Here is a 21,716-nt window from a genome sequence, read left to right as displayed (position 1 = left end):
ACCTTCAATATAGAAGGGTTAGGTGTCCTTGCCGGTCAGTTCCATGTGCATCTTGATCAGGTGTTCTTCCATATCAAAGGTGACAGTAAAGCCAAGGCTCTTGGCGAGACTGGCCATATTGCGGTTTTCGAACATGGTGAAGCCGGTTAACACCTGAGTGCCCGTGGTGCGGTAGTAGTTAATCAGCTTCTCCAGCAGCAACTTGCCTATGCCGATACCCTGATGGGAGCTGCGAACCGCCATGGCAAATTCCGCTTCTGTGTTGTCCGGATCGATGGAGGCTCGCACGGCACCCAAGGTTTCCTCTTCGCCATTGTCATCTCTTATGGTGGCGATAAACGCCATTTCACGGGCGTAATCTATCTGGGTCAGTACCGCCATCTCTTCGTGGGTCATACGCGAGCGCACCCCGAAATAGCGCTTGTATCTGTCTTCATCAGTCAGCGAGTTGTCAAAGTCCAGATGCTTGGGTTCATCTTCCGGCAATATCGGCCGCAACATCACCTCAAGGCCATTACGCAGTTTGGCTTTTTCTTCCAGCTCTTTGGGGTAGGGTAAAATTGCCAGTCGGCCGGCATTATCCGTGACTTCCGGATTCAGACGCAGATTGACATCCAAGAGAGTAATTTTATCGCCCGCCGCCAATACAGGATTGAGATCCAGGCTTTCGATTTCGGGGCAATCGATAATAAGCTGCGAGATCTGAGTCAACATCTGGCACAAGGCGCGCATATCCAAGCCTTGGGGTAAGTGGCGATCGCGGATCTTTTGGGTCTTGAGTGCCTGGATTACCATATAGCGAGCCAGCGCCATATTCAGTGGCGGCAAAGCGACGGCGGCATCCCGGGTCGGTTCCCATTCGGAGCCGCCTTCACCGAGCATGATGGCAGGGCCAAATACAGGATCGCTTATTACCGCAACTCTGAGCTCCTGTGCGCCTGCGGTAAGTGCCATTTTCTGCACTATCATGCCCTCGACCGAAGCGGCAGGGTTAGCTGTGTGGACCCGTTCGACAATGGCCGCTGCAGCTTGATTGACCTCATTCGCTGATGTCAGATTCAGCATCACACCGTGAACGTCTGATTTATGCAAGATATCCGGTGATTGCACTTTTAATGCCACAGGGTAGCCCGCCTTATCGGCAATAGCGACAGCCTCGGCGGCATCTTTGGCATACCAGGTATCTATGGTATCCAAGCCATAAGCGTTGAGTATGTTGCGGGCATCATGGGTTTCCAGTACCCGTTTGCCTTTGGCAATGGCTTGTTGCAGTAAACTTCTGGCGGTAGCGCTATCCGTGGGAATCGAATCCGGTATCGATTGTGGGACTTCCTGCAGTAGTTTTTGGTTGCGGCGATATTCCACCATATGCATAAAGGCGCGCACCGCGCCTTCGGGTGTGCGATATGTTGGGATCCCGGCCTTGGAAAAGTGTTTTCGGGCCCGATAAGCGGCATCTTCCCCGCTCCAGTTGGTAAGTATACTTACCCGATTACGTTTAGGGTGTTGTTTGACAGTGTCAATCAAGGCATCGGCTATGGTGACGCTTTCGCCAAGGGCCGAAGGGGAGTGCAGCACCAAGATGGCGTCCAGCTCATCACTGTCCATCAACACAGACAGCGCCTGGCTGTAACGCTCGGCACCGGCATCGCCTATGATGTCCACCGGGTTTTGTCCGGACCAGGTAGAGGGCAACAGCTGAGAGAGTTTCTCCACAGTGGTATCGGACAACTGCGCCAACTTGCCACCTTTGAGTACCAGTTCATCCACCGCCAGCACGGCGGGGCCGCCACCGTTGGAAAGAATACACAGACGCTCGCCATTGAGTGGGTTGAGGTGAGCCAGGCTCTCGAGTGCGGCAAACAGTTCAACCAAGTCGGTGACTCGTAGCATACCGGCGCGGCGAAAGGCGGCCTCGTAGACTGCGTCATTACCGGCTATACCTCCGGTGTGCAGTTTGGCAGCGTTACCGCCCTCGGCGCTGCGACCCGATTTGATCACCAGAATAGGTTTATGCCGGGCTGCAGCTCTGGCTGCCGACAGGAAGTGACGTTTCTCATTGACCGAATCTATATAGAGCATGATGGCGCTGGTACGGGAATCACGGCCGAGAAAATCCAGCAATTCATCGAAGTCTATGTCAGTGGCATCGCCAAGCGAAATAAAGGAAGAGAAGCCAATCCCTTTGTTGTTGGCCCAGTCGAGCACTGTGGTGCAGATGGCTGCAGACTGAGACACAAAGGCTATCTTGCCGGGCAGCGCGCCTGCGTGGGCCAAACTGGCATTGAGACCCAGAGGTGGCAACATCATTCCTAAACTGTTGGGACCGAGGAGTCGCATGCCGTAACGTTTGGCGTTACCTTGGGTCAGTTCAAGCAGGTTTTCGCCTTGTTCGTTTAATTCATCCGCCATGCCGGAGGCCATGATGATCGCCACTTTGCAGCCAAATTGGGCTAGGGTTTCCACTATTGCAGGTACGCTGGAGGCGCGGGTGCAGATGATGGCCAAGTCTGGTTTGATTGGCAAAGATTCAATATTGGGGTAGGCCAGCACGCCCATGACAGCGTGATACTTGGGGGTGACCGGCATAATCGGCCCGGCAAAGCCTCCCGAGAGCAGGTTTTTCATTACTACATTACCTGCTCGCTTGTCGCGATTAGATGCACCAATGACGGCGATGGAACCGGGTTTGAACAGCGTGTGCAGAGTACGTTGGCTCATGGATTTCCCTGTCGACAAAGGACTTTGGTCTATGCCCCATGATTCCATGGCCTGAGCAAGTAAGCAATATGCAAAAAGTCGGGCTTGATTTACAAAAAATATCATTCAGTAGAGGTGGTCACTCTCTCAGCGGCAATGAAAGGTCAGAGTCGAAGGAAAAGTAAACTGGCATGGAAGGTAAGGGGGAATTTCGGACATAAAAAAACCTGCTTTAAGCAGGTTGTTTGGTACACCCGAGTGGACTCGAACCACCGACCCCTACCATGTCAAGGTAGTGCTCTAACCAGCTGAGCTACGGGTGTATCGCATGATTTTCATTTTTTTGAAAATCTGAAGATAGTGGTACACCCGAGTGGACTCGAACCACCGACCCCTACCATGTCAAGGTAGTGCTCTAACCAGCTGAGCTACGGGTGTACTGTGTTTTTTAGGCTGTCGCCCTCGAACGAGCGCTATATTAAGGGCGAGCAGCCGCTAGTTGCAAGTAAAAAAACACATTTTTTTATTGAGTGGCGAATTGCTGCACAACTTGCCGAGGCTTTGATCGCATTTGGTTTAATTCGTCGCCTCATCTGAGATGACGTCAAACTGTTTGCCGCTTTTCTGTATATATCTCAAGCGAATGGCAAAGAGTATGGCCGCTACGGTTAAACCAGCGATAAGCCCAATCCAAAATCCGTGGGCCCCCATGGCGGGTACCAGAAAATCGGTATACGCCAATACATAACCCAGGGTCATCCCTACAGCCCAATAGGCAAACAAGGTGATGAAAAAGGCGCTGCGGGTATCCTTGTAGCCGCGTAGGGCACCGGCGGCAACCACCTGAATTGAATCGGACAGTTGATACAGGGCGGCCATCAGCATAAGGCTTCCAGCCAGAGCAACTACTTCGGGGTTGTCGTTATAGAGCAGGGCTATCTCATACCTGAATACCACAGTCGCCACTGCGGTGAGCATGGCCAGAGAGAAGGCGATGGACAATCCCACCTTGGTCACCAGTGCCGACACATCGCTCTGGCCACGCCCAAGGTAATAACCGACCCGAATTGAAACGGCAATCCCAATGGAGAGTGGCAACATAAACACAATTGAGGAGAAGTTCAGTGCAATTTGGTGCCCGGCCACGACAGTAGCACCAAGAGGTGCCAGTAAGAGGGCTATCACCGCAAACAGACTGACTTCAAAGAACAGCGCCATGGCAATAGGCATGCCCAGTTTGGTCATTTCAACAATGGTGTGTAAATGAGGCTTATGAAATGCTTTGAAAGGTGCCAGTTCGGCAAAGCGTTTATGCCACTGCATATAGATGGCCATGGCAAACAACATGGCCCAAAATACCAAAGCGGTAGCGACACCACAGCCGGCGCCGCCCATTGCGGGCATGCCGAAGTGACCATTGATAAAGATATAGTTGGCCGGGATATTCACCGCCAGACCGACAAAGCCGATGACCATGGTCGGCAGTGTATAGGAAATCCCTTCGCTGCAGCCCCTAAGCACTTGATAGAGCACAAAGGCCGGTGCACCCCAGAGAATGCCATCAAGATAACCTATGGTCAGGCGCTTGAGTTCGGGCTCCAGTTCCATCCAATCCAAAATATGTGGCGCAGATGCCAGAAACAGCATCACACCCAAGGCACCTGTTATGGCAATATAGGCAGCCTGAAAGGCAAGTGGCTGAATCGCCTTTTGGTTGTTTGCGCCATGATGATGGGCGAACATGGGAGTAAATGCCAGTAACAGGCCTTGAACGAATAAAATGGCAGGTAGCCAGAGACTGGTTCCGACAGCGACGGCTGCCATGTCGACAGCACTGACTCTGCCGGCCATCAGGGTATCGATAAACCCCATCATTGTCTGGGTAAGCTGTGCTATAAGCACAGGCAAAGCCAGTTGAACTAAGCGTTTGGCCTGAAAGCCGGTGTGATTCATGAAAGCAGCCCTAACAACTAAGCGAGTGAGAAAATGTTTACAGGTATTGTTCAAGCCAAGTGTGAAATCCTGGCGATCGAGAAAAAGCCGGGGTTAAATACCCTCGAAGTCGCTCTGCCTCCTGCCTTGCGCGAGGGATTGGAAATAGGAGCGAGTGTCGCCAATAACGGCGTTTGTCTGACGGTAACCCAGCTTGCTGATGATAGGGCGTTTTTCGACGTAATGGAAGAGACTCTGGCAGTGACTAATCTGGTCGGCCTTAAGGTGGGTGACAAGGTTAATATAGAGAGGTCACTCAAATTTGGCGCCGAGCTGGGAGGCCATATTCTCTCTGGCCACGTGCATACCCAAGCGCAGTTGGTGCAACTGGACGTCAGTGACAGCCATTACAATATGCAATTGGAAGTGGCTGAAGCCTGGTTGAAATACATTTTCTATAAAGGTTTTATCGGTATCAATGGTTGCAGTCTGACTATCGGCGAGGTCAAAGGGAACCGCTTTATGCTGCATCTTATTCCTGAGACTCTCAGATTGACCAATCTAGAGGATTATCGGGAAGGGGACTGGCTGAATATTGAAATCGACAGTCAGACTCAAACCATAGTCGATACGGTTGAGCGCGTACTGGCTCAGCGTAGCCTGGATAATTGAGTTACTCTAGATGAAGTGAGAAATAACTCAAATACAAAAAGCCAGCTTTAATGCTGGCTTTTTTAAAGAAAGTCTTTAATTAGACGCGTTTCTTGAATTCACCGGTGCGGGTATCGATTTCGATCTTGTCGCCTTCTTTAACGAAGTCGGCAACCATCACCTTCAGATCTGTACCTACGATAGAAGCAGGCTTCATTACCTTACCAGAGGTATCACCACGGGCGGCAGGTTCAGTGTAACCTACTTCGCGAATGATAGTGGTAGGCAGTTCTACAGAGATGGCTTTGCCTTCGTAGAAAGTGACCTGACAGATCTCTTCCATTCCATCAACTATGTAGTTGATGGCATCACCCATGTTTTCGGCTTCAACGTCATACTGGTTGAAGTCTGAGTCCATAAAGACATACATAGGATCAGCAAAGTAAGAGTAGGTGCACTCCAGGCGCTCGAGCTGAATATCTTCCAGCTTGTCGTCAGCCTTGAATACAGTTTCAGTGCCGGAACCTTGCAGCAGGTTCTTCAGCTTCATCTTTACCACAGCAGCGTTACGGCCGGATTTGTTGAACTCGGTCTTGAGTACAACCATAGGGTTGCCGTCAACCATGATAACGTTACCTGCGCGGACTTCCTGAGCAGTCTTCATTACGTATGTTCCTATATAAGCGGTTTTTCAATTCAGCGCAGAATCTTAGCGGGTTTTGGCCATTAGCACTAGCCTGTTTGCCAGATCTGCTTCATTTATTGCTTCAGCCGGCCATTTTTTTGCGTGTTGCATCAATGTCGGCATGGCAGAATTCAGTGCCAGCCAGCTTTGGCTGGCTTGGGCTCCCTGGCCGCAGTTGAACGCGGTATTCAGCGTTTGCCAGATTTGGGCGGCAAGGGGAGGCAGATTATCGCAGTATCGTGCCATAAAAGCATCCAATTTTAGCAGATGTGCTTGTTCTTCCTGCTGATAGATATGCCAGATAAAAGGTTTGGCGGCCCACTGAGCTCTTAAAAAAGAGTCTTCCCCGCGAACTATGTTGAAATCGCAACTCCACAACAGGCGATCATAGCCGTTTTGATCTGTCATCGGCAGGACTTGCACCTTGAGTGCACCGCGGCTGAAACTCTGGCCCGCTTGCCAACTGGCAGGATTTTGCCAGTCGACCTTGGGTCCTGAATCTTGGTTAAATTGCTCAAGTAAAGGCGCGATACAACTCAGGCTGCGCCCTTTGGGGACTAACAATTGAACCCGTCGCTCACTCTGTTGCCAAAGCTCAAGCAGCGCAGGTAAGGCTTGGGTCTCGTAGCTGAACAGGCTGATGAGGTAATCATCAGTGCCAATATCACTAAGCCCCATCTTTGCCAAGTGTGCCATGGCATGTTCAGGCGTTGCTTGCCAGGCATCACGCTCGCTAAACAGGGACTGCTCGCAGATGAGTCCGCCTGACTTTGGGGTAAAGCCCGGGAAGAAAAAGGTCTTCTTGACCCCTTTGAGTGCCGGCGAACTGAGCCCGTGGCAATCATCTATCCAGCTCTCGGCGCTGAGATAGTCCAGATTTATCCATTTCGGCGCCTTGGCGAGCTCTGGCAAGCTTGTCAGCACTTCCGAGGGTAAGTCGCAGGCAAAGGCTTCTATCAATACTTCGCCAGGTTGCCAGATTTGGGGGAGGGGAGCGCGCCAGTGGATGACTTCAACACCACCAAAGTGTTGACTGACAAGTGCCGGGTTTAATTCGGGTAAAATGTGCGCGAAGCTATTGAGGTCATCGACCCACAAACGTACTTCAATGCCATATTCGCCGGCCAGCTGTCGCGCCAGGCGCCAGGTCACGCCTATGTCGCCATAGTTGTCCACCACGGTACAGAAGATATCCCAATGACGCAGATTATCGGCTTGCATCTTGTTTCTGTTTCCTGAGTAATAGCCAATAAAAAGGCGGCCATATAGGCCGCCGGAGAGTTACCGGGGAGCGAATATCAGTCTTCCAGCTCGGCCAGGCACATCTCTTCGTAAATCTGCTTAACCCAGGCGTCGACACGCTCTTCGGTCAATTCAGGCTGGCGGTCTTCATCTATACCCAGACCAACAAAATGCTTGTCGTCAACCAGCCCTTTAGAAGCTTCGAAATTATAGCTGTCAGTCGGCCAGTGGCCAATGACTATCGCGCCGCGCTCTTCAACGATATCGCGGATCATGCCCATGGCATCAAGGAAGTACTCGGCGTAGTCTTCCTGATCGCCGCAACCGAAAATGGCTACCAGCTTATCGGTAAAATCAATCTGCTCCAGCTCAGGGAAGAAGTCATCCCAGTCACATTGAGCTTCACCATAGTACCAGGTTGGGATCCCAAAGATCAGCAGGTCGTATTCGGCGATCTGCTCTTTGGTGCTCTTGGCGATATCTTTCACCTCAACCATCTTCTTGCCCAGTTTCTTCTGGATCATCTTGGCTACAGCTTCGGTGTTACCTGTATCGCTACCGAAAAAAAGACCTACAGTTGCCATTGTCTTTCCTTTAATGTCTAGTTCGCTATTTACTTCGATCTTTCCTGACAGGGGCTAACCTAGCTGCTCCTGAAGGATCAATTCTATTAACTGGCTGCGGCTGATGTTACTGGCCAAAGCCTTCTCATTCAAGGCGTCATATAAATCTTGTGACACTTTTAACTCTATTCGTTTCAGACCCTTCGCCCGATCCCGCATGATCTGGTTACGTTTATTTACCTTGAGCTGCTGCTCGCGGGGCAGAGGATTGCTTCTGGGCCGTCCGCGGCGCTTTTCAGTGGCAAAAAGGTCTATGGTTGTTCTATCTGTTGCTTCTTTTGCCATTTGAAATCTGATGTTTAACCTATACCTGAGCCTTCCCAGGTCATTTGAATTATCCCCTTGACGACAAAGCCTGCACAGCCAAGGAAGAGTACCAACCAAACAATAAAGCGACCAAACTTAGGCACGTTACCCTGATTGAGTACATCCCTGATGGCCATACCGATAAAAAAGAAAATTGCTGCGAAAAACAGATCCAGTCCAACGGCTTCTATCTGTTGCATATACTGGTTCAACACGCTGCAGCCTCCCGGTGTCCCCTAGCCAAAAAGAGGCGCGAATATAGCATATTGGTTCAGGGGCTGCTACCGCATTTACCCTCAGCAAGGGCTTGGATATTAATCGTTACTGTCAATGAATTCAGACACAATACGGTTGAATATCGCCGGTTTTTGGGCGTGCAACCAGTGTCCGCACCCTTCCAAGGTTTTGGCTTTGACCTTAGGAAACTGAGCCACAATCTCTTCTTTGTAGGCGGCGGTCACATAGTTTGACTCACTGCCCCGGATCATCAAGGTGGGCCCGTGATAGCTAAGTTGGCCGCCGCAGCGTTCAGAACCATTATGCCAACCTATGATAGCCGGATAACTGGCAATCAGCCCCGGCAGATTCATCTTCCACTCAAAGCCGGATTCGCTGCGGCGTAAGCTCTTGAGCAGAAACTGCGCCGTCGCCTCGTCGATCTCATGATTTAAAAGATGTGCCAGCGCCTGACGTCTGTCTTTTATATCCAGCGGCATACTGCTCAGGCCGGCAAACACTGTTTCATGTCTCGGCGAGTAGGCCACAGGCGCAATATCGGCGGCGGTCAGGGATTGTACCCGCTGCGGATAAGCCAGCGCCGTTGCCATGGCAATCTTGCCGCCCATGGAATGGCCGACCAGATGCACCTTGTCTATTGCCAGTTCATCAAGCAGGGACACAAGCGCGTTTGCAAGCCCGGGATAATCCATTTGCGGCCAATGCTCGCTCTGACCATGATTGGGGCAATCGACTCTTATCACTTGGTGATTTTGCTCAAGCAGGGCCCCGAGCGATTTGAGATTATCCAAATCACCGAATAAGCCGTGGATCAGCAATACCGGACTACCGCTTCCGGTCGAGATAAAGTGCATACAGCCCCCTTCACAGTGAGTTTGTTGCCAGTATTTCAGCAGGGGGCAAATTCTGCGACAAAGGCCGGTATTTGACAAGGATGGATGCGGATTAAACATCGCTTTGGTTGCTTTTTCAACAAATTGCAGTGCAAGTCTTAGGTTTGTAAGCCAATTATCTCATTTTGGCGCGATTCAGCCTTCCCCCGCAGGCGAGTTATGGCATACTTTGAGCCAAATCTCGTAGCCATGCCCACGAGTGCTGTGACGGCAATGTCATAATGGCTACATAGAACAAGTTGAAACTAAAGGAATCGGGCCATGAAATATATTGAGGTGGATGAGGAACTGTATCGCTTTATTGCCGGGAAAACCGAAAGGATAGGTGAAAGTGCATCGGACATTCTTCGTCGACTGCTGGGCTTGGATGCGACTGCTGTTGAACCCAAGGCTCCGGCTGACATTAGCCAGCCAAGCATGGAGCAGGGTTATCGTCCCAATACATTACCCGAGGCCGAGTCAACCCTGGACTTTGACAATCTATTCACCAGTGCGGCTATCGAAACCCAAAAGGGTGCTGTTGGCCGTTTTCTGTTTGCCCTTGAATGCCTGTATAACCAGGATCAACATGGGTTTGAGCAGGTACTTCAGGTTCAAGGGCGCGACCGTCTTTACTTTGCCACCTCGAAGGAAGCGCTGCTCAAGGCCAGTAAATCAGCCAACCCCAAAGAAGTCGGCAGCAGTGGTTTTTGGGTAACTACCAATAACAACACTGCCAAGAAGCACACTATTTTGACCGAAGTACTGGAAAAGATGGGCTGCGATGGCGACAAGGCCAAAACGATAGCCGATCTGGCGCTGCCGCTTAAAGCGTAAATCTGTTTATCAACATCTGTCATCAAGGAGCACTATTTTGGCTATTCATGAGCGGGCCGGTAAAAGGGCCATGCAGAAGGATCTGGTTAATATTCCGCGGCTGATGAGCCATTATTATAGGATTGTCCCCAACTGTGATGATCCTGCCCAAAGGGTGTGTTTTGGCACCTCAGGACACAGGGGCTGCTCCTTCAATGGCAGCTTCAATCAAAACCATATCTGGGCCATTACCCAGGCAGTGGTAGATTATCGCCAATCTCAGGGGATTGAAGGTTCGCTCTATCTGGGCATGGACACTCACGCTTTGTCCGAGGCTGCTTATATATCAGCCATCGAAGTCTTGCTGGCCAACAATGTTAAAGTGGTGGTGCAAGAGAGCCAAGGCTTTACGCCTACGCCTGTCATCTCCCATGCCATAGTTAGCGCAAACCGAAATGTTACCGCAAACCGAAAAGCCGCTGAGCTCAGTGATGGCATTATTATTACTCCGTCCCACAATCCGCCTCAGGATGGCGGAATTAAGTACAACCCGCCCCATGGTGGGCCGGCAGAAGGTGAGATTACTGCCTGGATTGAGCAGCGAGCCAATGATTATCTCAAGGCGCAGCTGGAAGGGGTCAGGAAACTCAACTACGGCGTAGCCGCCAGTATCGGACTCATCAAAGAAACCGATCTTATTGAACCCTATGTTGGCGATCTCGCCTCTGTGGTGAATATGCAAGCCATCAAAGATGCCGGCATTCGCATAGGTGTCGACCCCCTGGGCGGCTCAGGCATCCATTACTGGCCACATATTGCCCACCGTTATGGCGTGAATATCACAGTGGTCAACGACCGGGTCGATCCCAGCTTCGGCTTTATGCCATTGGATAAAGACGGCAAAATCCGCATGGACTGCTCATCGCCTTTTGCGATGGCAGGCCTGCTTAAGCACATGGATGAGTTCGATATCTGCCTTGGCAATGATCCCGACTACGACAGACACGGGATAGTCTGCCCAGAGACAGGGCTGATGGATCCCAATCACTTTTTGGCGGTGGCGATAGATTACCTGCTGGAGCACAGACCCGATTGGCCGCAGACGCTGCAAATCGGCAAGACCTTGGTTTCCAGTGGCATGATAGACAAGATAGTTGCCTCACATGGTCGCAAGCTTTGTGAAGTGCCGGTTGGTTTCAAGTGGTTTGTCAGTGGCTTGAGTGACGCCAGTCTGGCCTTTGGTGGCGAGGAGAGCGCAGGTGCCGCCTTCCTTCGGCGTGACGGCACAACCTGGTGCACGGACAAGGACGGTTTTATTCTCGGGCTGCTGGCCGCTGAAATCCTCGCCGTAACCGGCAAAAACCCAGCCGAGCGTTATGCAGAACTGGCTGCGATACACGGTCATTGCTTCTACAAACGGATAGACAGCCCCATCAATGCCAAGCAAAAGGCGCGTTTTGCCACCCTCAATGCAGAGACCTTGGGGGCAGAGACTTTGGCCGGAGACAAGATTGAGGCGGTACTGACCAAGGCCCCCGGCAATGATGGTGCCATTGGCGGTATCAAGGTGCTAACCGACAACGGCTGGTTTGCCGCAAGACCATCAGGCACTGAGGCACTCTATAAAATCTACGCCGAAAGCTTTGTCAGTGAGCAGCATCTGCAGCAGATACTGGAACAGGCGAGAGCTCTGATAACCAGCGCCCTAAAAGGCAAGCCGAACTGAGCTTAAGAGATTGCCTGCTGAGTAAAAAAGCGCAGCCGTGAACACAGCTGCGCTTTTTTATTCCCGGGGATCAATATTCAAGATGGCAACTGGGCAGGTTATTCTTCTGGATATAATCCTGATGATATTCTTCTGCGCGATGAAACTGTTTCACTGGAACAATTTCCGTCACTATGTGTCGCTGCCCCCATTTGCCACTACGAGCTAATGCCAGCTTTGAGGCCTCAGCCTGCTCTTTCTGCTCTTTGCTATGAAAAAAAATCACGCTCCGATACTGAGTGCCGATATCGCCTCCTTGGCGATTGAGACTGGTGGGGTTGTGATTACGCCAGAAAACTTGCAGCAGCTCGGTAAATGAAACCTGGGCTTCATCGAACTCCACCTGAACCACTTCGGCATGGCCGCTGTTTCCCTGTTTTACCTCTTCATAGCGGTTGATTCTATCATCACCGCCCATATAACCACTGCTGGCGTTTAATACCCCGGGCACTTGGCGAAAGAAATACTCTACCCCCCAAAAACAACCGCCACCGAATGTTGCTATCGCCATTGAATTTACCTCTAGATGTCCAGATGGCCAAAATTATGCGTGATAAGTTTTTCCGGCGCAAGTGGTGTATTTGTCGGAGTGGCTTTTTTGCTCCTTAGTTAGATAAGAACTATCTGAAACCAGTTCGCGAGCCTGGCATTGGATAGCTTTAGTCACATCACCAATTTAATAAGCTGTGGTACTATGAAATCTTGCTCTCTGGCGCTGGTCTCAACAAGCAAACGCATTGCAACAAGTTCCCAGGAGACAGCGTTAATGGAAACAACAGCCAAATCGGCAATAAGAAGGAGTATTTCGTGTTACAAGCCCTGAAGGATAATCCTGACTTCCTGTCATTGACTCTGAATAACCCCAATTCATTGGAGAGTATCAGTGGCACGCTTGGCGACCACACCCGGATAGCGATTTGGGACACAGGAGTCTTGCTGTTTGAACCTCTGAACAACCAGAGTGATAAAGATATCGTGTTGTCATCCGGGGTACACGGCAATGAAACTGCACCTATCGAACTGTGTAATGGCATTATCAAGTCGCTGTTAAAGCAAGAGATACGGGTAGGGCAGCGAGTACTTTTCATGTTCGGTAACCCGGCGGCAATTAACCGTGGCACTCGTATTGTCGATGAAAACCTCAACCGGCTGTTCAGTGGCGAACATTCCAATCCGCCCGGGCTGGTGAACCCGGAGCGGATCCGCGCCAAGAAACTGGAAACTTATGTCACACGTTTCTTCGAAGACGCACCACAAGGGGCAAGACAGAGGATCCATTACGATCTGCACACCGCCATTCGCGGCTCCAAGCATGAAAAGTTTGCCATCTATCCCTATCGACCAGGTAGGGCTTACAGCCGTGAACAATTGATGTTCCTGGAGGCGGCCGGAGTCGATACCCTGTTGCTCCATCACGAACCCACAACCACTTTCAGCTATTTCTCGTCAAATCAGTTTGACGCCGACGCCTTTACCATTGAACTTGGCAAGGTTTACCCCATGGGACAAAACGATATGACACGTTTTATCGCCACCCGGGAGATGCTGAGTCGTTTGATCTGCAAGCAACCGCTCGAACTCGAGGAGCAGGCGCTTGAGCGGGTCAATATCTATCAGGTCTGTAGGGTCATCAATAAGCAGGCCGACGACTTTGAATTTACCTTTGCCAGCGATGTGGAAAACTTCACCGCTTTCCCCAAGGGATATGTGCTGGCGCGGGAAGCGGGCCGGGATATTCGAGTAGAGCAGGACTCGGAAGCCGTGGTGTTTCCCAACGCCAAGGTGCCCATTGGCCAACGAACGGTGATCTGCCTGGTTCAGGCCACAGAGGTGCCATTGGCCTGAATTGTAAACCAATATATACGCGCCGCTCCCATGCTAGTTGGCAAAGCATCCAAGGTGGGAGTTGCTTGCTAGTTTACGTTAACGTAATGTTCGGGGCGCGTACTGAAAAAATCGGTAGGGCCGGTTTCGAGCCGGACAAACCCAGAGATAACAAGAGCACACTATGAGCAACGCAACAAAGATGAATGAGACGGTGCACCGGGTGAGTTTTTTGAACAAGGACTCGCTGCATATCCCTGTACTCAAAATACTTCAGGCCGACGGCACCACCTATGAAGAGGCAGTATTGCCCGTCATAGATGAAGCCCTGTCACGCAAGATATTCGATACCTGTGTCTTCACCCGTGTCCTGGACGAACGTATGTTGGGCGCCCAGCGTCAGGGAAGGATCAGTTTTTACATGACCTGTATCGGTGAAGAAGCCGCCGTTATCGGCAGTGCCGCCGCGCTGGATGACAAGGATGTGATCCTTGCCCAGTACCGCGAACATGCCGCACTGCGTTATCGCGGCTTTACCACTGAGCAGTTTATGAACCAGATGTTCAGCAATGAGAAAGATCTGGGCAAAGGTCGGCAGATGCCTATTCACTACGGCAGCCGTGAACTCAACTATCAAACCATCTCTTCACCGCTGGCGACTCAGATCCCGCAGGCATCCGGTGTAGGTTACTCGCTGAAGATGCAGGGCAAGCGTAATGTCGCTATCTGTTACTTCGGTGAAGGTGCCGCCTCTGAAGGTGATTTCCATGCCGGTCTTAATATGGCCGCAGTTCACAAAGCGCCGGTCATCTTCTTCTGCCGCAACAACGGCTACGCCATCTCAACCCCTACGGAAGAGCAGTACGCCGGTAACGGCATAGCCAGCCGCGGCGTTGGTTATGGCATGCACACCATCAGAGTCGACGGTAACGATATGCTGGCGGTTCTGGCCGCAACGCAGCAAGCCAGAGCCTTCGCGCTTGAAAACAACGCGCCTGTGCTGATTGAAGCCATGACCTACCGCCTGGGAGCCCACTCATCTTCCGACGATCCATCCGGTTATCGCTCTAAAGAAGAAGAAGCCAAGTGGCAACAGCACGACCCTGTGAAACGCTTCAAGTTGTGGCTGATCAACAAAGGCTGGCTCAAGGAAAGCGACGAGACCGAGCTGTATGAGAAGTATCGCGAGGAAGTGCTGGCCGCGGTAAAAGTGGCCGAAAAGGTTCCGGCACCAACTATAGAAGCCATCATAGAAGATGTTTTTGATCAGCCGACAGCGGCGCTCAAGCAGCAATTAACCGAGCTTAAGGCCCACGTTGCCAAGTATCCGAAAGCCTATCCTAAAACAGCAGGGAGATCATAAGCGTGGCACAGATGAATATGTTACAGGCCATCAATAATGCCCTGACCATAGCGATGGAAGCCGACGACAAGATGCTGGTTTTCGGTGAAGACGTAGGCCATTTCGGCGGTGTGTTCCGGGCAACTTCCGGTTTGCAGGAAAAGTTTGGCCGTGAGCGCTGTTTCAATACTCCACTTACCGAGCAGGGGATTGCCGGCTTTGCCAACGGCCTGGCTTCCAACGGCATGACGCCGGTAGCGGAAATCCAGTTTGCCGACTACATCTTCCCGGCGTTCGATCAAATCGTCAACGAAGCGGCCAAGTTCAGATACCGTAGCGGCAACGAGTTTGATGTCGGCGGCCTGACTTTCAGAACCCCCTATGGCGGCGGCATTGCCGGTGGTCATTATCACTCCCAGTCACCGGAAGCCTACTTTACCCAAACACCCGGTCTTAAGGTGGTGGTTCCCCGTAACCCCTACCAAGCCAAGGGTTTGCTGCTGGCCGCCATTCGCGATAACAACCCAGTGGTCTTTTTCGAGCCCAAGCGCCTGTACCGCGCCTCTGTCGGCGATGTGCCGGAAGGCGATTATCAATTGGAGCTGGGTAAAGCCGAAGTGGTTCGTGAAGGTAAAGATATTACTCTGCTCGCCTGGGGCGCGCAGATGGAAATCATTGAGAAGGCGGCCGATATGGCCAAGGAGGAAGGCATCGACTGTGAAGTCATCGACCTTCGTACTCTCGCGCCTTGGGATGTGGAAACCGTGGCCGAGTCGGTGAAAAAGACCGGCAGATTGCTTATCAACCACGAAGCGCCGCTGACCGGTGGTTTTGCCGGTGAAATTGCCGCTACCATCCAACAGGAATGTTTCCTGTACCTGGAGTCGCCCATCAGCCGGGTTTGTGGTCTGGATACGCCATATCCATTGATCCACGAAAAAGAATATATGCCGGATGCGCTTAAAACCTTTGAAGCCATCAAGGCCTCGGTGAATTTTTAGGAGAGCCAGGATGATTAAAGATTTTATTTTGCCCGACATAGGCGAAGGTGTTGTTGAGTGTGAACTGGTGGAATGGTTGGTGGCTGAGGGCGATACCGTCGCCGAAGATCAACCTGTTTGTGATGTGATGACAGACAAGGCACTGGTGCAAATTCCAGCGCCTTTCCCCGGTGTTATCAGTAAGCTTTATTACGCCAAGGGTGAAATTGCCAAGGTGCATGAGCCTTTGTATGCCGTGGAAGTGGACGCTGCAGACAGCGAAGCGCCTGTACCTGCAGCCAGCGCCGATACTGCCGCATCGTCTAGCACTAACACTACGGCTAGCGCCGACAGGCAGGTGGAAGACTTTATGCTGCCGGATATCGGCGAGGGCATAGTCGAGTGCGAACTGGTGGAGTGGCTGGTCGCAGAAGGCGACACTGTGGTTGAAGATCAACCCATCTGCGATGTAATGACAGACAAGGCACTGGTGCAAATCCCGGCGATGAAGGCCGGTAAAATCGTCAAGCTGCACTACCGTAAGGGGCAGTTGGCCCAAGTGCATCAGCCACTGTTTGCCATTGAAGTTGCCGCAGAATCAGGCAGTGCACCTGTGGCTCAAACCGCTGCAGCAAGTGCTCCATCAGGCTCAGCATCTGCCGTCTCTCAAGCCCAGACTCAAGCCCAGAGCGGCTCGCAAACTGCTGGCAGCAGTATGGTGCCCCAAGGCAAGGCACTGGCGAGCCCAGCGGTAAGACGTATGGCTCGCAGCCTGGATGTCGATATCGCCAAAGTGCCCGGCAGCGGCAAAAACGGCCGGGTCTACAAAGAGGATATCGAGCGTTTCCTTAAGGGGGCGACTCCTCAGGCACAAGCCCAACCCCAAACTTTGCCACAGGGCCAAGTGCAAACCGGCACAGCGGCAACTGCAAACGACAGGGTAGAGCCTATCAAGGGCGTTCGCGCTGTGATGGCGCGGATGATGACGGAATCAGTTTCCAGCATTCCGCACTTTACTTACTGCGAAGAGCTGGACTTGACCGAGCTTATCGCCCTTCGTGAAGCGATGAAGGCCAAGTACTCCAATGACGAGCTCAAGCTGACCATGATGCCTTTCTTTATGAAGGCCATGTCGCTGGCGCTGACCGAGTTTCCGGTGATCAACAGCCGAGTGAACGCCGATTGCACTGAGCTCACCTATCTTGGCCGTCATAACATAGGTATGGCCGTTGACTCCAAGGTCGGTTTGTTGGTGCCCAACGTCAAGGATGTGCAGGATAAGTCGATTCTGGATGTTGCCGCCGAAGTTACCCGTCTGACCCAGGCCGCGCGCTCAGGTAGAGTGGCACCTGCCGATCTTAAAGATGGTAGCATCTCTATCTCCAACATAGGCGCGCTGGGCGGCACTGTGGCAACACCTATTATCAATAAACCCGAAGTGGCGATTGTGGCCTTGGGTAAGGTGCAAACCCTGCCGCGTTTCAATGCCAAGGGTAAGGTAGAAGCCCGTAAACTGATGCAGGTCAGTTGGTCCGGTGACCACAGAGTGATAGATGGCGGCACCATTGCCCGCTTCTGTAATCTGTGGAAACAGTATCTCGAGCAGCCGCAGGAAATGCTGCTGGCGATGAGATAATCATAAAGGCCCTGCAATGCGGGGCCTTGTTTTAGGTGTGTTTCGGGAGCTGCACTCTTCTTGCCTTCTTAAGGCAATGGCTTTATTTGATCCCAAGCACAAAGTGGTTACGATTTGATGGCAGATTTCGTATAATTGCCAACAGTATTAGTCGCATTGGGTCTGTTATGAGTCAGGTAGCACCAAGCATAGAAAATATTCAATATCCGTTCCCGCCAAAACCGGTTCCCTTGTCTGAACAGGAAAAAAGCGAATACAAAGCCAGGATCAAGCAACTGCTCAAAGAGCAGAATGCCGTGCTGGTTGCCCACTACTATACGGACCCTGAAATTCAGGCTCTGGCCGAGGAAACCGGTGGCTGCGTTTCCGACTCGCTGGAAATGGCGCGTTTTGGGCGTGATCATCCCGCCAAAACGCTCATCGTTGCCGGGGTTAAGTTTATGGGGGAAACCGCCAAGATCCTGAGCCCGGAAAAAACCATTCTGATGCCGACTCTGGAAGCCACCTGTTCTTTGGATGTTGGTTGTCCTATTGAGCAGTTCAGTGCCTTTTGCGACGCGCATCCGGATCACACGGTAGTGGTTTATGCCAATACTTCGGCTGCGGTCAAAGCCCGGGCCGATTGGGTAGTGACTTCCAGCATAGCGTTGGAAATCGTGGAACACCTGGACGGCGAAGGCAAGAAGATCATCTGGGGGCCAGACCGTCACTTGGGCAGTTATATTGCCAAGCAAACCGGTGCCGAGATGTTGATGTGGCAGGGCGAGTGTATCGTTCACGATGAATTCAAGGCCAGGGCCTTGCGTCAATTAAAAGCGCAGCATCCGAACGCCGCTATTCTGGTTCACCCTGAATCTCCGGCGAGTGTGGTGGAAATGGCCGATGCCGTAGGTTCAACCAGTCAGTTGATCAAAGCTGCCCAGACCATGGACAATGATACCTTTATCGTGGCCACCGATAGAGGCATCTTCTACAAGATGCAACAGGCCGCGCCGGGCAAGACCCTGATTGAAGCCCCAACCGGCGGTGAAGGTGCCACTTGCCGCAGCTGTGCTCACTGCCCCTGGATGGCAATGAATGGTCTCAAGGCGATTGCCAGCGCGCTGGAAAACCAGGACAGCAGCCAACATGAGATCTTCGTCGATGAAGCGCTGCGTCAAGGCGCTCTGGTGCCTCTGACCCGGATGCTGGATTTTGCCAAAACCCTCAATATGCAGGTCAAAGGCAACGCCTGAATAGCTCAAACTGTTTTTTATTCGACAAGCCAATAAAGAGCCTACATTTGTAGGCTCTTTTTCCATTGACATCCATTAGCATCGACTATACTTGCCAACGTATGCTGAAAATTGAATTTCATAGTAATAAATGAGTAAGTTAGCTGCTTAAAGGATGCATCAATGAAATGGCAATGGATTGAAAATCTCCCTCTGAAACACAAATTTCTCTTGGTTATCCTGCCGCCTTTTATCGCGGCAACTCTATTTGGTATTTTATTGTTCAGCGATCGATTGTCGCTCGCCAATGGCCTGGAAGAAGTGCTGGATCTCAGTGAGCTTGCAGCGGTCAACTCGGCGCTGGTACATGAACTGCAAAAAGAGCGCGGCATGAGCGCAGGTTATCTTGGTTCCAAGGGCAAAAGTTTTGCCGACAAGTTGCCTGGCCAGCGGCAACTGACCGACAAACAGTTACAACAATTTAATGAATTTCTGAATAGTCATCAGCTTCCCGCCGATTTTGCTACGGATTTAGCACAGGCCAGAAGCAGCATTGCCCGTTTGAGAGAAATTCGCAGCCAGGTTGATAGACAAGGGATAAGCGTTGCTGAAGAAGTGGCATTTTACACTGAGCTGAATAGATTGCTGCTTTCGATAGTCGATCTCAGTGTGCAGAAGGGCGGCGATCAACAAATTGCCATGCAAGCTGCAGCATTCTCGGCGTTTTTGCAGATGAAGGAACGTGCCGGTATCGAGCGGGCAGTTCTCAGCTCTACCTTCGGTCAAAGTGAGTTCAAACCCGGTGTCTACCGTAAATTTATCACTCTGGTCTCCGAGCAAAATGCTTACCAGGAAAGGTTTGTGGCCTTGGCTGATGAAACCGCACTCAAGGATTTACAGGCATTGCAAGCGCAAGCTGCTGTTGCCGAAGTCGCTCGTTTGAGGGACTTGGCTTATGGCCAGAAAGCCGAGGATCTCAAGTCCCAGTCTCCGGAAACTTGGTTTAATCAGTCGACAGCACGCATCAATCTGTTACATGAATTTGAGCGGAAACTGTCGAATAAACTCCTGGCCGAGACCTTGAGCAAACAGCAAAATGCTACTAACCAGACCTGGATAGTACTTGGGATTATGGTGTTTGGTTTAATCATTGTCAGTCTTGTTTCCAGCATTATTCTTAAGTATCTACACGGCAGTTTGCGGGAATTGCACCAGGGGGTGACTCGAGCTCGGGCAGATTATGATTTGAGTGTGCGCTTGCCCCATACGGGCAAAGATGAGTTTGGCGAGCTGGCCGAGTCCTTCAACAGTATGATGACCGACTTTGAGCAGGTGATACTGCGGGTTCGCTCCAGCAGCAAGACCTTGCTGGGAGTGGTACAACAGATGGAACAGCACTCGACCCAGATGCAGGCTGATGTAGCGGTTGGCTACAGCGAGACAGAGCAAGTGGCATCGGCGATGACAGAGATGAGTTCCACAGTACAGGAAATTGCCTCCAATGCAGTACGGGCCTCTGAAGCCTCCAATCAAGCCAGCACTGAGGCCAGGGAAGGGAGCCTGGAAGTGGGGCGCACGGCATCGGCTATCAATGAACTGGCTGAAGAAATCAGTTATGCCGCAGAGACCATCTCCAAACTGGATAAAGATATTCACGGCATTGTCAGTGTGTTGGAGGTCATCAGTGGCATAGCTGAGCAGACCAATCTCCTGGCTTTGAATGCCGCCATCGAAGCCGCCAGGGCCGGCGAAATGGGCCGCGGTTTTGCCGTGGTGGCCGATGAGGTGCGCAATCTGGCGCAGCGGGCACAATCTTCCACCGAAGATATCCGGAATATGACAGAAAGGCTCAAACAGGGCGCCGAAGTGGCGGTAGCCGCTATTGCCAAAGGCAAGGCTCAGGCTGGTATCAGTGTTGATGAGGCAAACCGCGCCGGTGAGGAACTCAGGCGAATAGTTGAGCACGTGGAAGTTATCGATAGCATGAATGAACAGATAGCTGCCGCGACCCACGAGCAGTCTGCCGTATCAGAAGAGGTGAATCGCAATGCGATGCAGATCAGCGATATCTACCGCAATACCCAGGATATTGCCAATGAGCTTGGCAAACTCAATGAGCTGTTGATTAAAGACGCCAACAAGATGAGCGATGAAGTGAGTAAATTCAGGCTCAATGAACATTGATTGAACCATTTATGAACCGTGCTGCTCAGCAAACGCGCAAACGGAGATTAAGGAGGATTTTTGCTTGACCGGCATTCGCCTTTTGCGTAAAGTACCGCTCCATCAAGGGGATAGAGATATGTCTCTTGGTGAATGTGTTGATACACACAGTAAATAGTATCGATGCGGTGAGGTGTCCGAGTGGCTGAAGGAGCACGCCTGGAAAGTGTGTATACGGCAACGTATCGAGGGTTCGAATCCCTCCTTCACCGCCAGATTAAAAAAACCCGACCTTATGGTCGGGTTTTTGCTTTTTTAAGCATATTCATTAGAGCGGCAAAACTGGGAACTCTATATCGTCAGCACATTTTCAAGGGCTTACAAAGCTGGATTGTTCAACTAAAAACCGCTTTGCCTAACGAATAAGCAGTTGGAACGAAATGATTTATTAAAGGTTTACACGCCTTTATGTTGGATATATTATTCGCCTCGTTCCGGAGGGGTGGCAGAGTGGTTGAATGCACCGGTCTTGAAAACCGGCATGGGTTTATAGCCCATCCAGGGTTCAAATCCCTGCTCCTCCACCATATTCAGAGAAGCCCGCTTGTGTAAACAGGCGGGCTTTTTCGCATCTCAGTTTTGATGATAGCGATTAGCCTGGTATAGCCTGGTATAGCCTGGTATAGGCGGTTAGCGGATTGCTGGGTTTATAGCGCCGTCATGCAGGG

18 protein-coding genes and 4 tRNA genes are annotated in these 21,716 nt (G+C 51.5%); 11 read left to right on the top strand and 11 right to left on the bottom strand.

The window, feature by feature from the left end:
- Positions 1-18: 18 nt before the first annotated feature.
- The 4 genes from CX651_RS14825 to CX651_RS14810 all read right to left on the bottom strand — a co-directional run bounded on the left by CX651_RS14825 (position 19) and on the right by CX651_RS14810 (position 4,653).
- Positions 19-2,721, bottom strand: a complete 2,703-nt coding sequence (locus tag CX651_RS14825; RefSeq protein ID WP_101056664.1) for a bifunctional acetate--CoA ligase family protein/GNAT family N-acetyltransferase — start codon at positions 2,719-2,721, stop codon at positions 19-21.
- Positions 2,722-2,946: 225 nt separating this feature from the next.
- Positions 2,947-3,023: transfer RNA gene (locus tag CX651_RS14820), tRNA-Val, on the bottom strand.
- A gap of 38 nt (positions 3,024-3,061) precedes the next feature.
- Positions 3,062-3,138, bottom strand: a tRNA-Val gene (locus CX651_RS14815).
- Between the two features lie 138 nt (positions 3,139-3,276).
- Positions 3,277-4,653, bottom strand: coding sequence for an MATE family efflux transporter (locus tag CX651_RS14810; protein WP_101056663.1), 1,377 nt, complete (start codon positions 4,651-4,653; stop codon positions 3,277-3,279).
- Between the two features lie 33 nt (positions 4,654-4,686).
- Between CX651_RS14810 and CX651_RS14805 the strand changes: the two genes are divergently transcribed.
- The gene (locus tag CX651_RS14805; RefSeq protein ID WP_101056662.1) at positions 4,687-5,304 is read left to right on the top strand and encodes a riboflavin synthase subunit alpha; all 618 of its coding nucleotides are present in this window, start codon (positions 4,687-4,689) and stop codon (positions 5,302-5,304) included.
- 79 nt (positions 5,305-5,383) lie between these two features.
- Here the strand turns inward: CX651_RS14805 and efp are convergent, their stop codons facing one another.
- The 6 genes from efp to CX651_RS14775 form a co-directional block, all read right to left on the bottom strand.
- Positions 5,384-5,947, bottom strand: a complete 564-nt coding sequence (efp, locus tag CX651_RS14800; protein WP_025010405.1) for an elongation factor P — start codon at positions 5,945-5,947, stop codon at positions 5,384-5,386.
- Positions 5,948-5,992: 45 nt separating this feature from the next.
- Positions 5,993-7,189 (bottom strand): elongation factor P maturation arginine rhamnosyltransferase EarP, encoded by a 1,197-nt coding sequence (gene earP, locus CX651_RS14795; protein ID WP_101056661.1) that lies wholly within the window; start codon positions 7,187-7,189, stop codon positions 5,993-5,995.
- Between the two features lie 77 nt (positions 7,190-7,266).
- Positions 7,267-7,794 (bottom strand): flavodoxin FldA, encoded by a 528-nt coding sequence (gene fldA, locus CX651_RS14790; protein ID WP_039033015.1) that lies wholly within the window; start codon positions 7,792-7,794, stop codon positions 7,267-7,269.
- A 54-nt stretch (positions 7,795-7,848) separates the two neighbouring features.
- Positions 7,849-8,118, bottom strand: coding sequence for a LexA regulated protein (ybfE, locus tag CX651_RS14785; RefSeq protein ID WP_025010403.1), 270 nt, complete (start codon positions 8,116-8,118; stop codon positions 7,849-7,851).
- A gap of 14 nt (positions 8,119-8,132) precedes the next feature.
- The gene (locus tag CX651_RS14780; protein WP_039033014.1) at positions 8,133-8,354 is read right to left on the bottom strand and encodes a DUF2788 domain-containing protein; all 222 of its coding nucleotides are present in this window, start codon (positions 8,352-8,354) and stop codon (positions 8,133-8,135) included.
- Between the two features lie 99 nt (positions 8,355-8,453).
- Entirely contained in the window at positions 8,454-9,230 is a 777-nt protein-coding gene (locus CX651_RS14775) for an alpha/beta fold hydrolase (protein WP_101056660.1), read from the bottom strand.
- A gap of 300 nt (positions 9,231-9,530) precedes the next feature.
- Here CX651_RS14775 and seqA point away from each other — a divergent pair, with 300 nt between their 5' ends.
- Together seqA and pgm are read left to right on the top strand one after the other, a co-directional pair.
- The gene (gene seqA, locus CX651_RS14770; protein WP_101056659.1) at positions 9,531-10,085 is read left to right on the top strand and encodes a replication initiation negative regulator SeqA; all 555 of its coding nucleotides are present in this window, start codon (positions 9,531-9,533) and stop codon (positions 10,083-10,085) included.
- Positions 10,086-10,122: 37 nt separating this feature from the next.
- On the top strand, positions 10,123-11,790 hold the full coding sequence (gene pgm, locus CX651_RS14765; protein ID WP_101056658.1) for a phosphoglucomutase (alpha-D-glucose-1,6-bisphosphate-dependent): 1,668 nt from the start codon (positions 10,123-10,125) through the stop codon (positions 11,788-11,790).
- A 70-nt stretch (positions 11,791-11,860) separates the two neighbouring features.
- Here pgm and msrA read toward each other — a convergent pair whose 3' ends face one another.
- Positions 11,861-12,340, bottom strand: coding sequence for a peptide-methionine (S)-S-oxide reductase MsrA (msrA, locus tag CX651_RS14760; RefSeq protein ID WP_101056657.1), 480 nt, complete (start codon positions 12,338-12,340; stop codon positions 11,861-11,863).
- Positions 12,341-12,636: 296 nt separating this feature from the next.
- Here msrA and astE point away from each other — a divergent pair, with 296 nt between their 5' ends.
- From astE to CX651_RS14720, 8 genes are all read left to right on the top strand, one after another.
- Positions 12,637-13,674, top strand: a complete 1,038-nt coding sequence (gene astE, locus CX651_RS14755) for a succinylglutamate desuccinylase (protein ID WP_101056656.1) — start codon at positions 12,637-12,639, stop codon at positions 13,672-13,674.
- 163 nt (positions 13,675-13,837) lie between these two features.
- Positions 13,838-15,016, top strand: a complete 1,179-nt coding sequence (locus tag CX651_RS14750) for a thiamine pyrophosphate-dependent dehydrogenase E1 component subunit alpha (RefSeq protein WP_101056655.1) — start codon at positions 13,838-13,840, stop codon at positions 15,014-15,016.
- 2 nt (positions 15,017-15,018) lie between these two features.
- Positions 15,019-15,996 carry an alpha-ketoacid dehydrogenase subunit beta gene (locus CX651_RS14745; RefSeq protein ID WP_071476039.1) on the top strand — a complete coding sequence of 326 codons (978 nt, stop codon included), beginning with the start codon at positions 15,019-15,021 and terminating at the stop codon, positions 15,994-15,996.
- A 10-nt stretch (positions 15,997-16,006) separates the two neighbouring features.
- Positions 16,007-17,611: a dihydrolipoyllysine-residue acetyltransferase gene (locus tag CX651_RS14740; protein WP_101056654.1), complete on the top strand. Its 1,605-nt coding sequence runs from the start codon at positions 16,007-16,009 to the stop codon at positions 17,609-17,611.
- Positions 17,612-17,778: 167 nt separating this feature from the next.
- Positions 17,779-18,846, top strand: a complete 1,068-nt coding sequence (gene nadA, locus CX651_RS14735) for a quinolinate synthase NadA (protein WP_101056653.1) — start codon at positions 17,779-17,781, stop codon at positions 18,844-18,846.
- A 162-nt stretch (positions 18,847-19,008) separates the two neighbouring features.
- Entirely contained in the window at positions 19,009-21,009 is a 2,001-nt protein-coding gene (locus CX651_RS14730) for a methyl-accepting chemotaxis protein (protein WP_101056652.1), read from the top strand.
- A gap of 166 nt (positions 21,010-21,175) precedes the next feature.
- Positions 21,176-21,263 (top strand) — tRNA-Ser (locus tag CX651_RS14725).
- 221 nt (positions 21,264-21,484) lie between these two features.
- Positions 21,485-21,575, top strand: a tRNA-Ser gene (locus tag CX651_RS14720).
- Positions 21,576-21,716 lie beyond the last annotated feature (141 nt).

Source organism: Shewanella chilikensis (assembly GCF_002836945.1).
GTDB lineage: Bacteria > Pseudomonadota > Gammaproteobacteria > Enterobacterales > Shewanellaceae > Shewanella > Shewanella chilikensis.
This window is presented reverse-complemented; position numbering and strand designations above follow the sequence as displayed.

Bases quoted from the DNA above. Each gene is read 5' to 3' on its own strand.
- CX651_RS14825 (WP_101056664.1), bottom strand. From the start codon at position 2,721: ATGAGCCAACGTACTCTGCACACGCTGTTCAAACCCGGTTCCATCGCC.
- CX651_RS14810 (WP_101056663.1), bottom strand. From the start codon at position 4,653: ATGAATCACACCGGCTTTCAGGCCAAACGCTTAGTTCAACTGGCTTTG.
- CX651_RS14805 (WP_101056662.1), top strand. From the start codon at position 4,687: ATGTTTACAGGTATTGTTCAAGCCAAGTGTGAAATCCTGGCGATCGAG.
- efp (WP_025010405.1), bottom strand. From the start codon at position 5,947: ATGAAGACTGCTCAGGAAGTCCGCGCAGGTAACGTTATCATGGTTGAC.
- earP (WP_101056661.1), bottom strand. From the start codon at position 7,189: ATGCAAGCCGATAATCTGCGTCATTGGGATATCTTCTGTACCGTGGTG.
- fldA (WP_039033015.1), bottom strand. From the start codon at position 7,794: ATGGCAACTGTAGGTCTTTTTTTCGGTAGCGATACAGGTAACACCGAA.
- ybfE (WP_025010403.1), bottom strand. From the start codon at position 8,118: ATGGCAAAAGAAGCAACAGATAGAACAACCATAGACCTTTTTGCCACT.
- CX651_RS14775 (WP_101056660.1), bottom strand. From the start codon at position 9,230: ATGCACTTTATCTCGACCGGAAGCGGTAGTCCGGTATTGCTGATCCAC.
- seqA (WP_101056659.1), top strand. From the start codon at position 9,531: ATGAAATATATTGAGGTGGATGAGGAACTGTATCGCTTTATTGCCGGG.
- msrA (WP_101056657.1), bottom strand. From the start codon at position 12,340: ATGGCGATAGCAACATTCGGTGGCGGTTGTTTTTGGGGGGTAGAGTAT.
- CX651_RS14750 (WP_101056655.1), top strand. From the start codon at position 13,838: ATGAGCAACGCAACAAAGATGAATGAGACGGTGCACCGGGTGAGTTTT.
- CX651_RS14740 (WP_101056654.1), top strand. From the start codon at position 16,007: ATGATTAAAGATTTTATTTTGCCCGACATAGGCGAAGGTGTTGTTGAG.
- nadA (WP_101056653.1), top strand. From the start codon at position 17,779: ATGAGTCAGGTAGCACCAAGCATAGAAAATATTCAATATCCGTTCCCG.
- CX651_RS14730 (WP_101056652.1), top strand. From the start codon at position 19,009: ATGAAATGGCAATGGATTGAAAATCTCCCTCTGAAACACAAATTTCTC.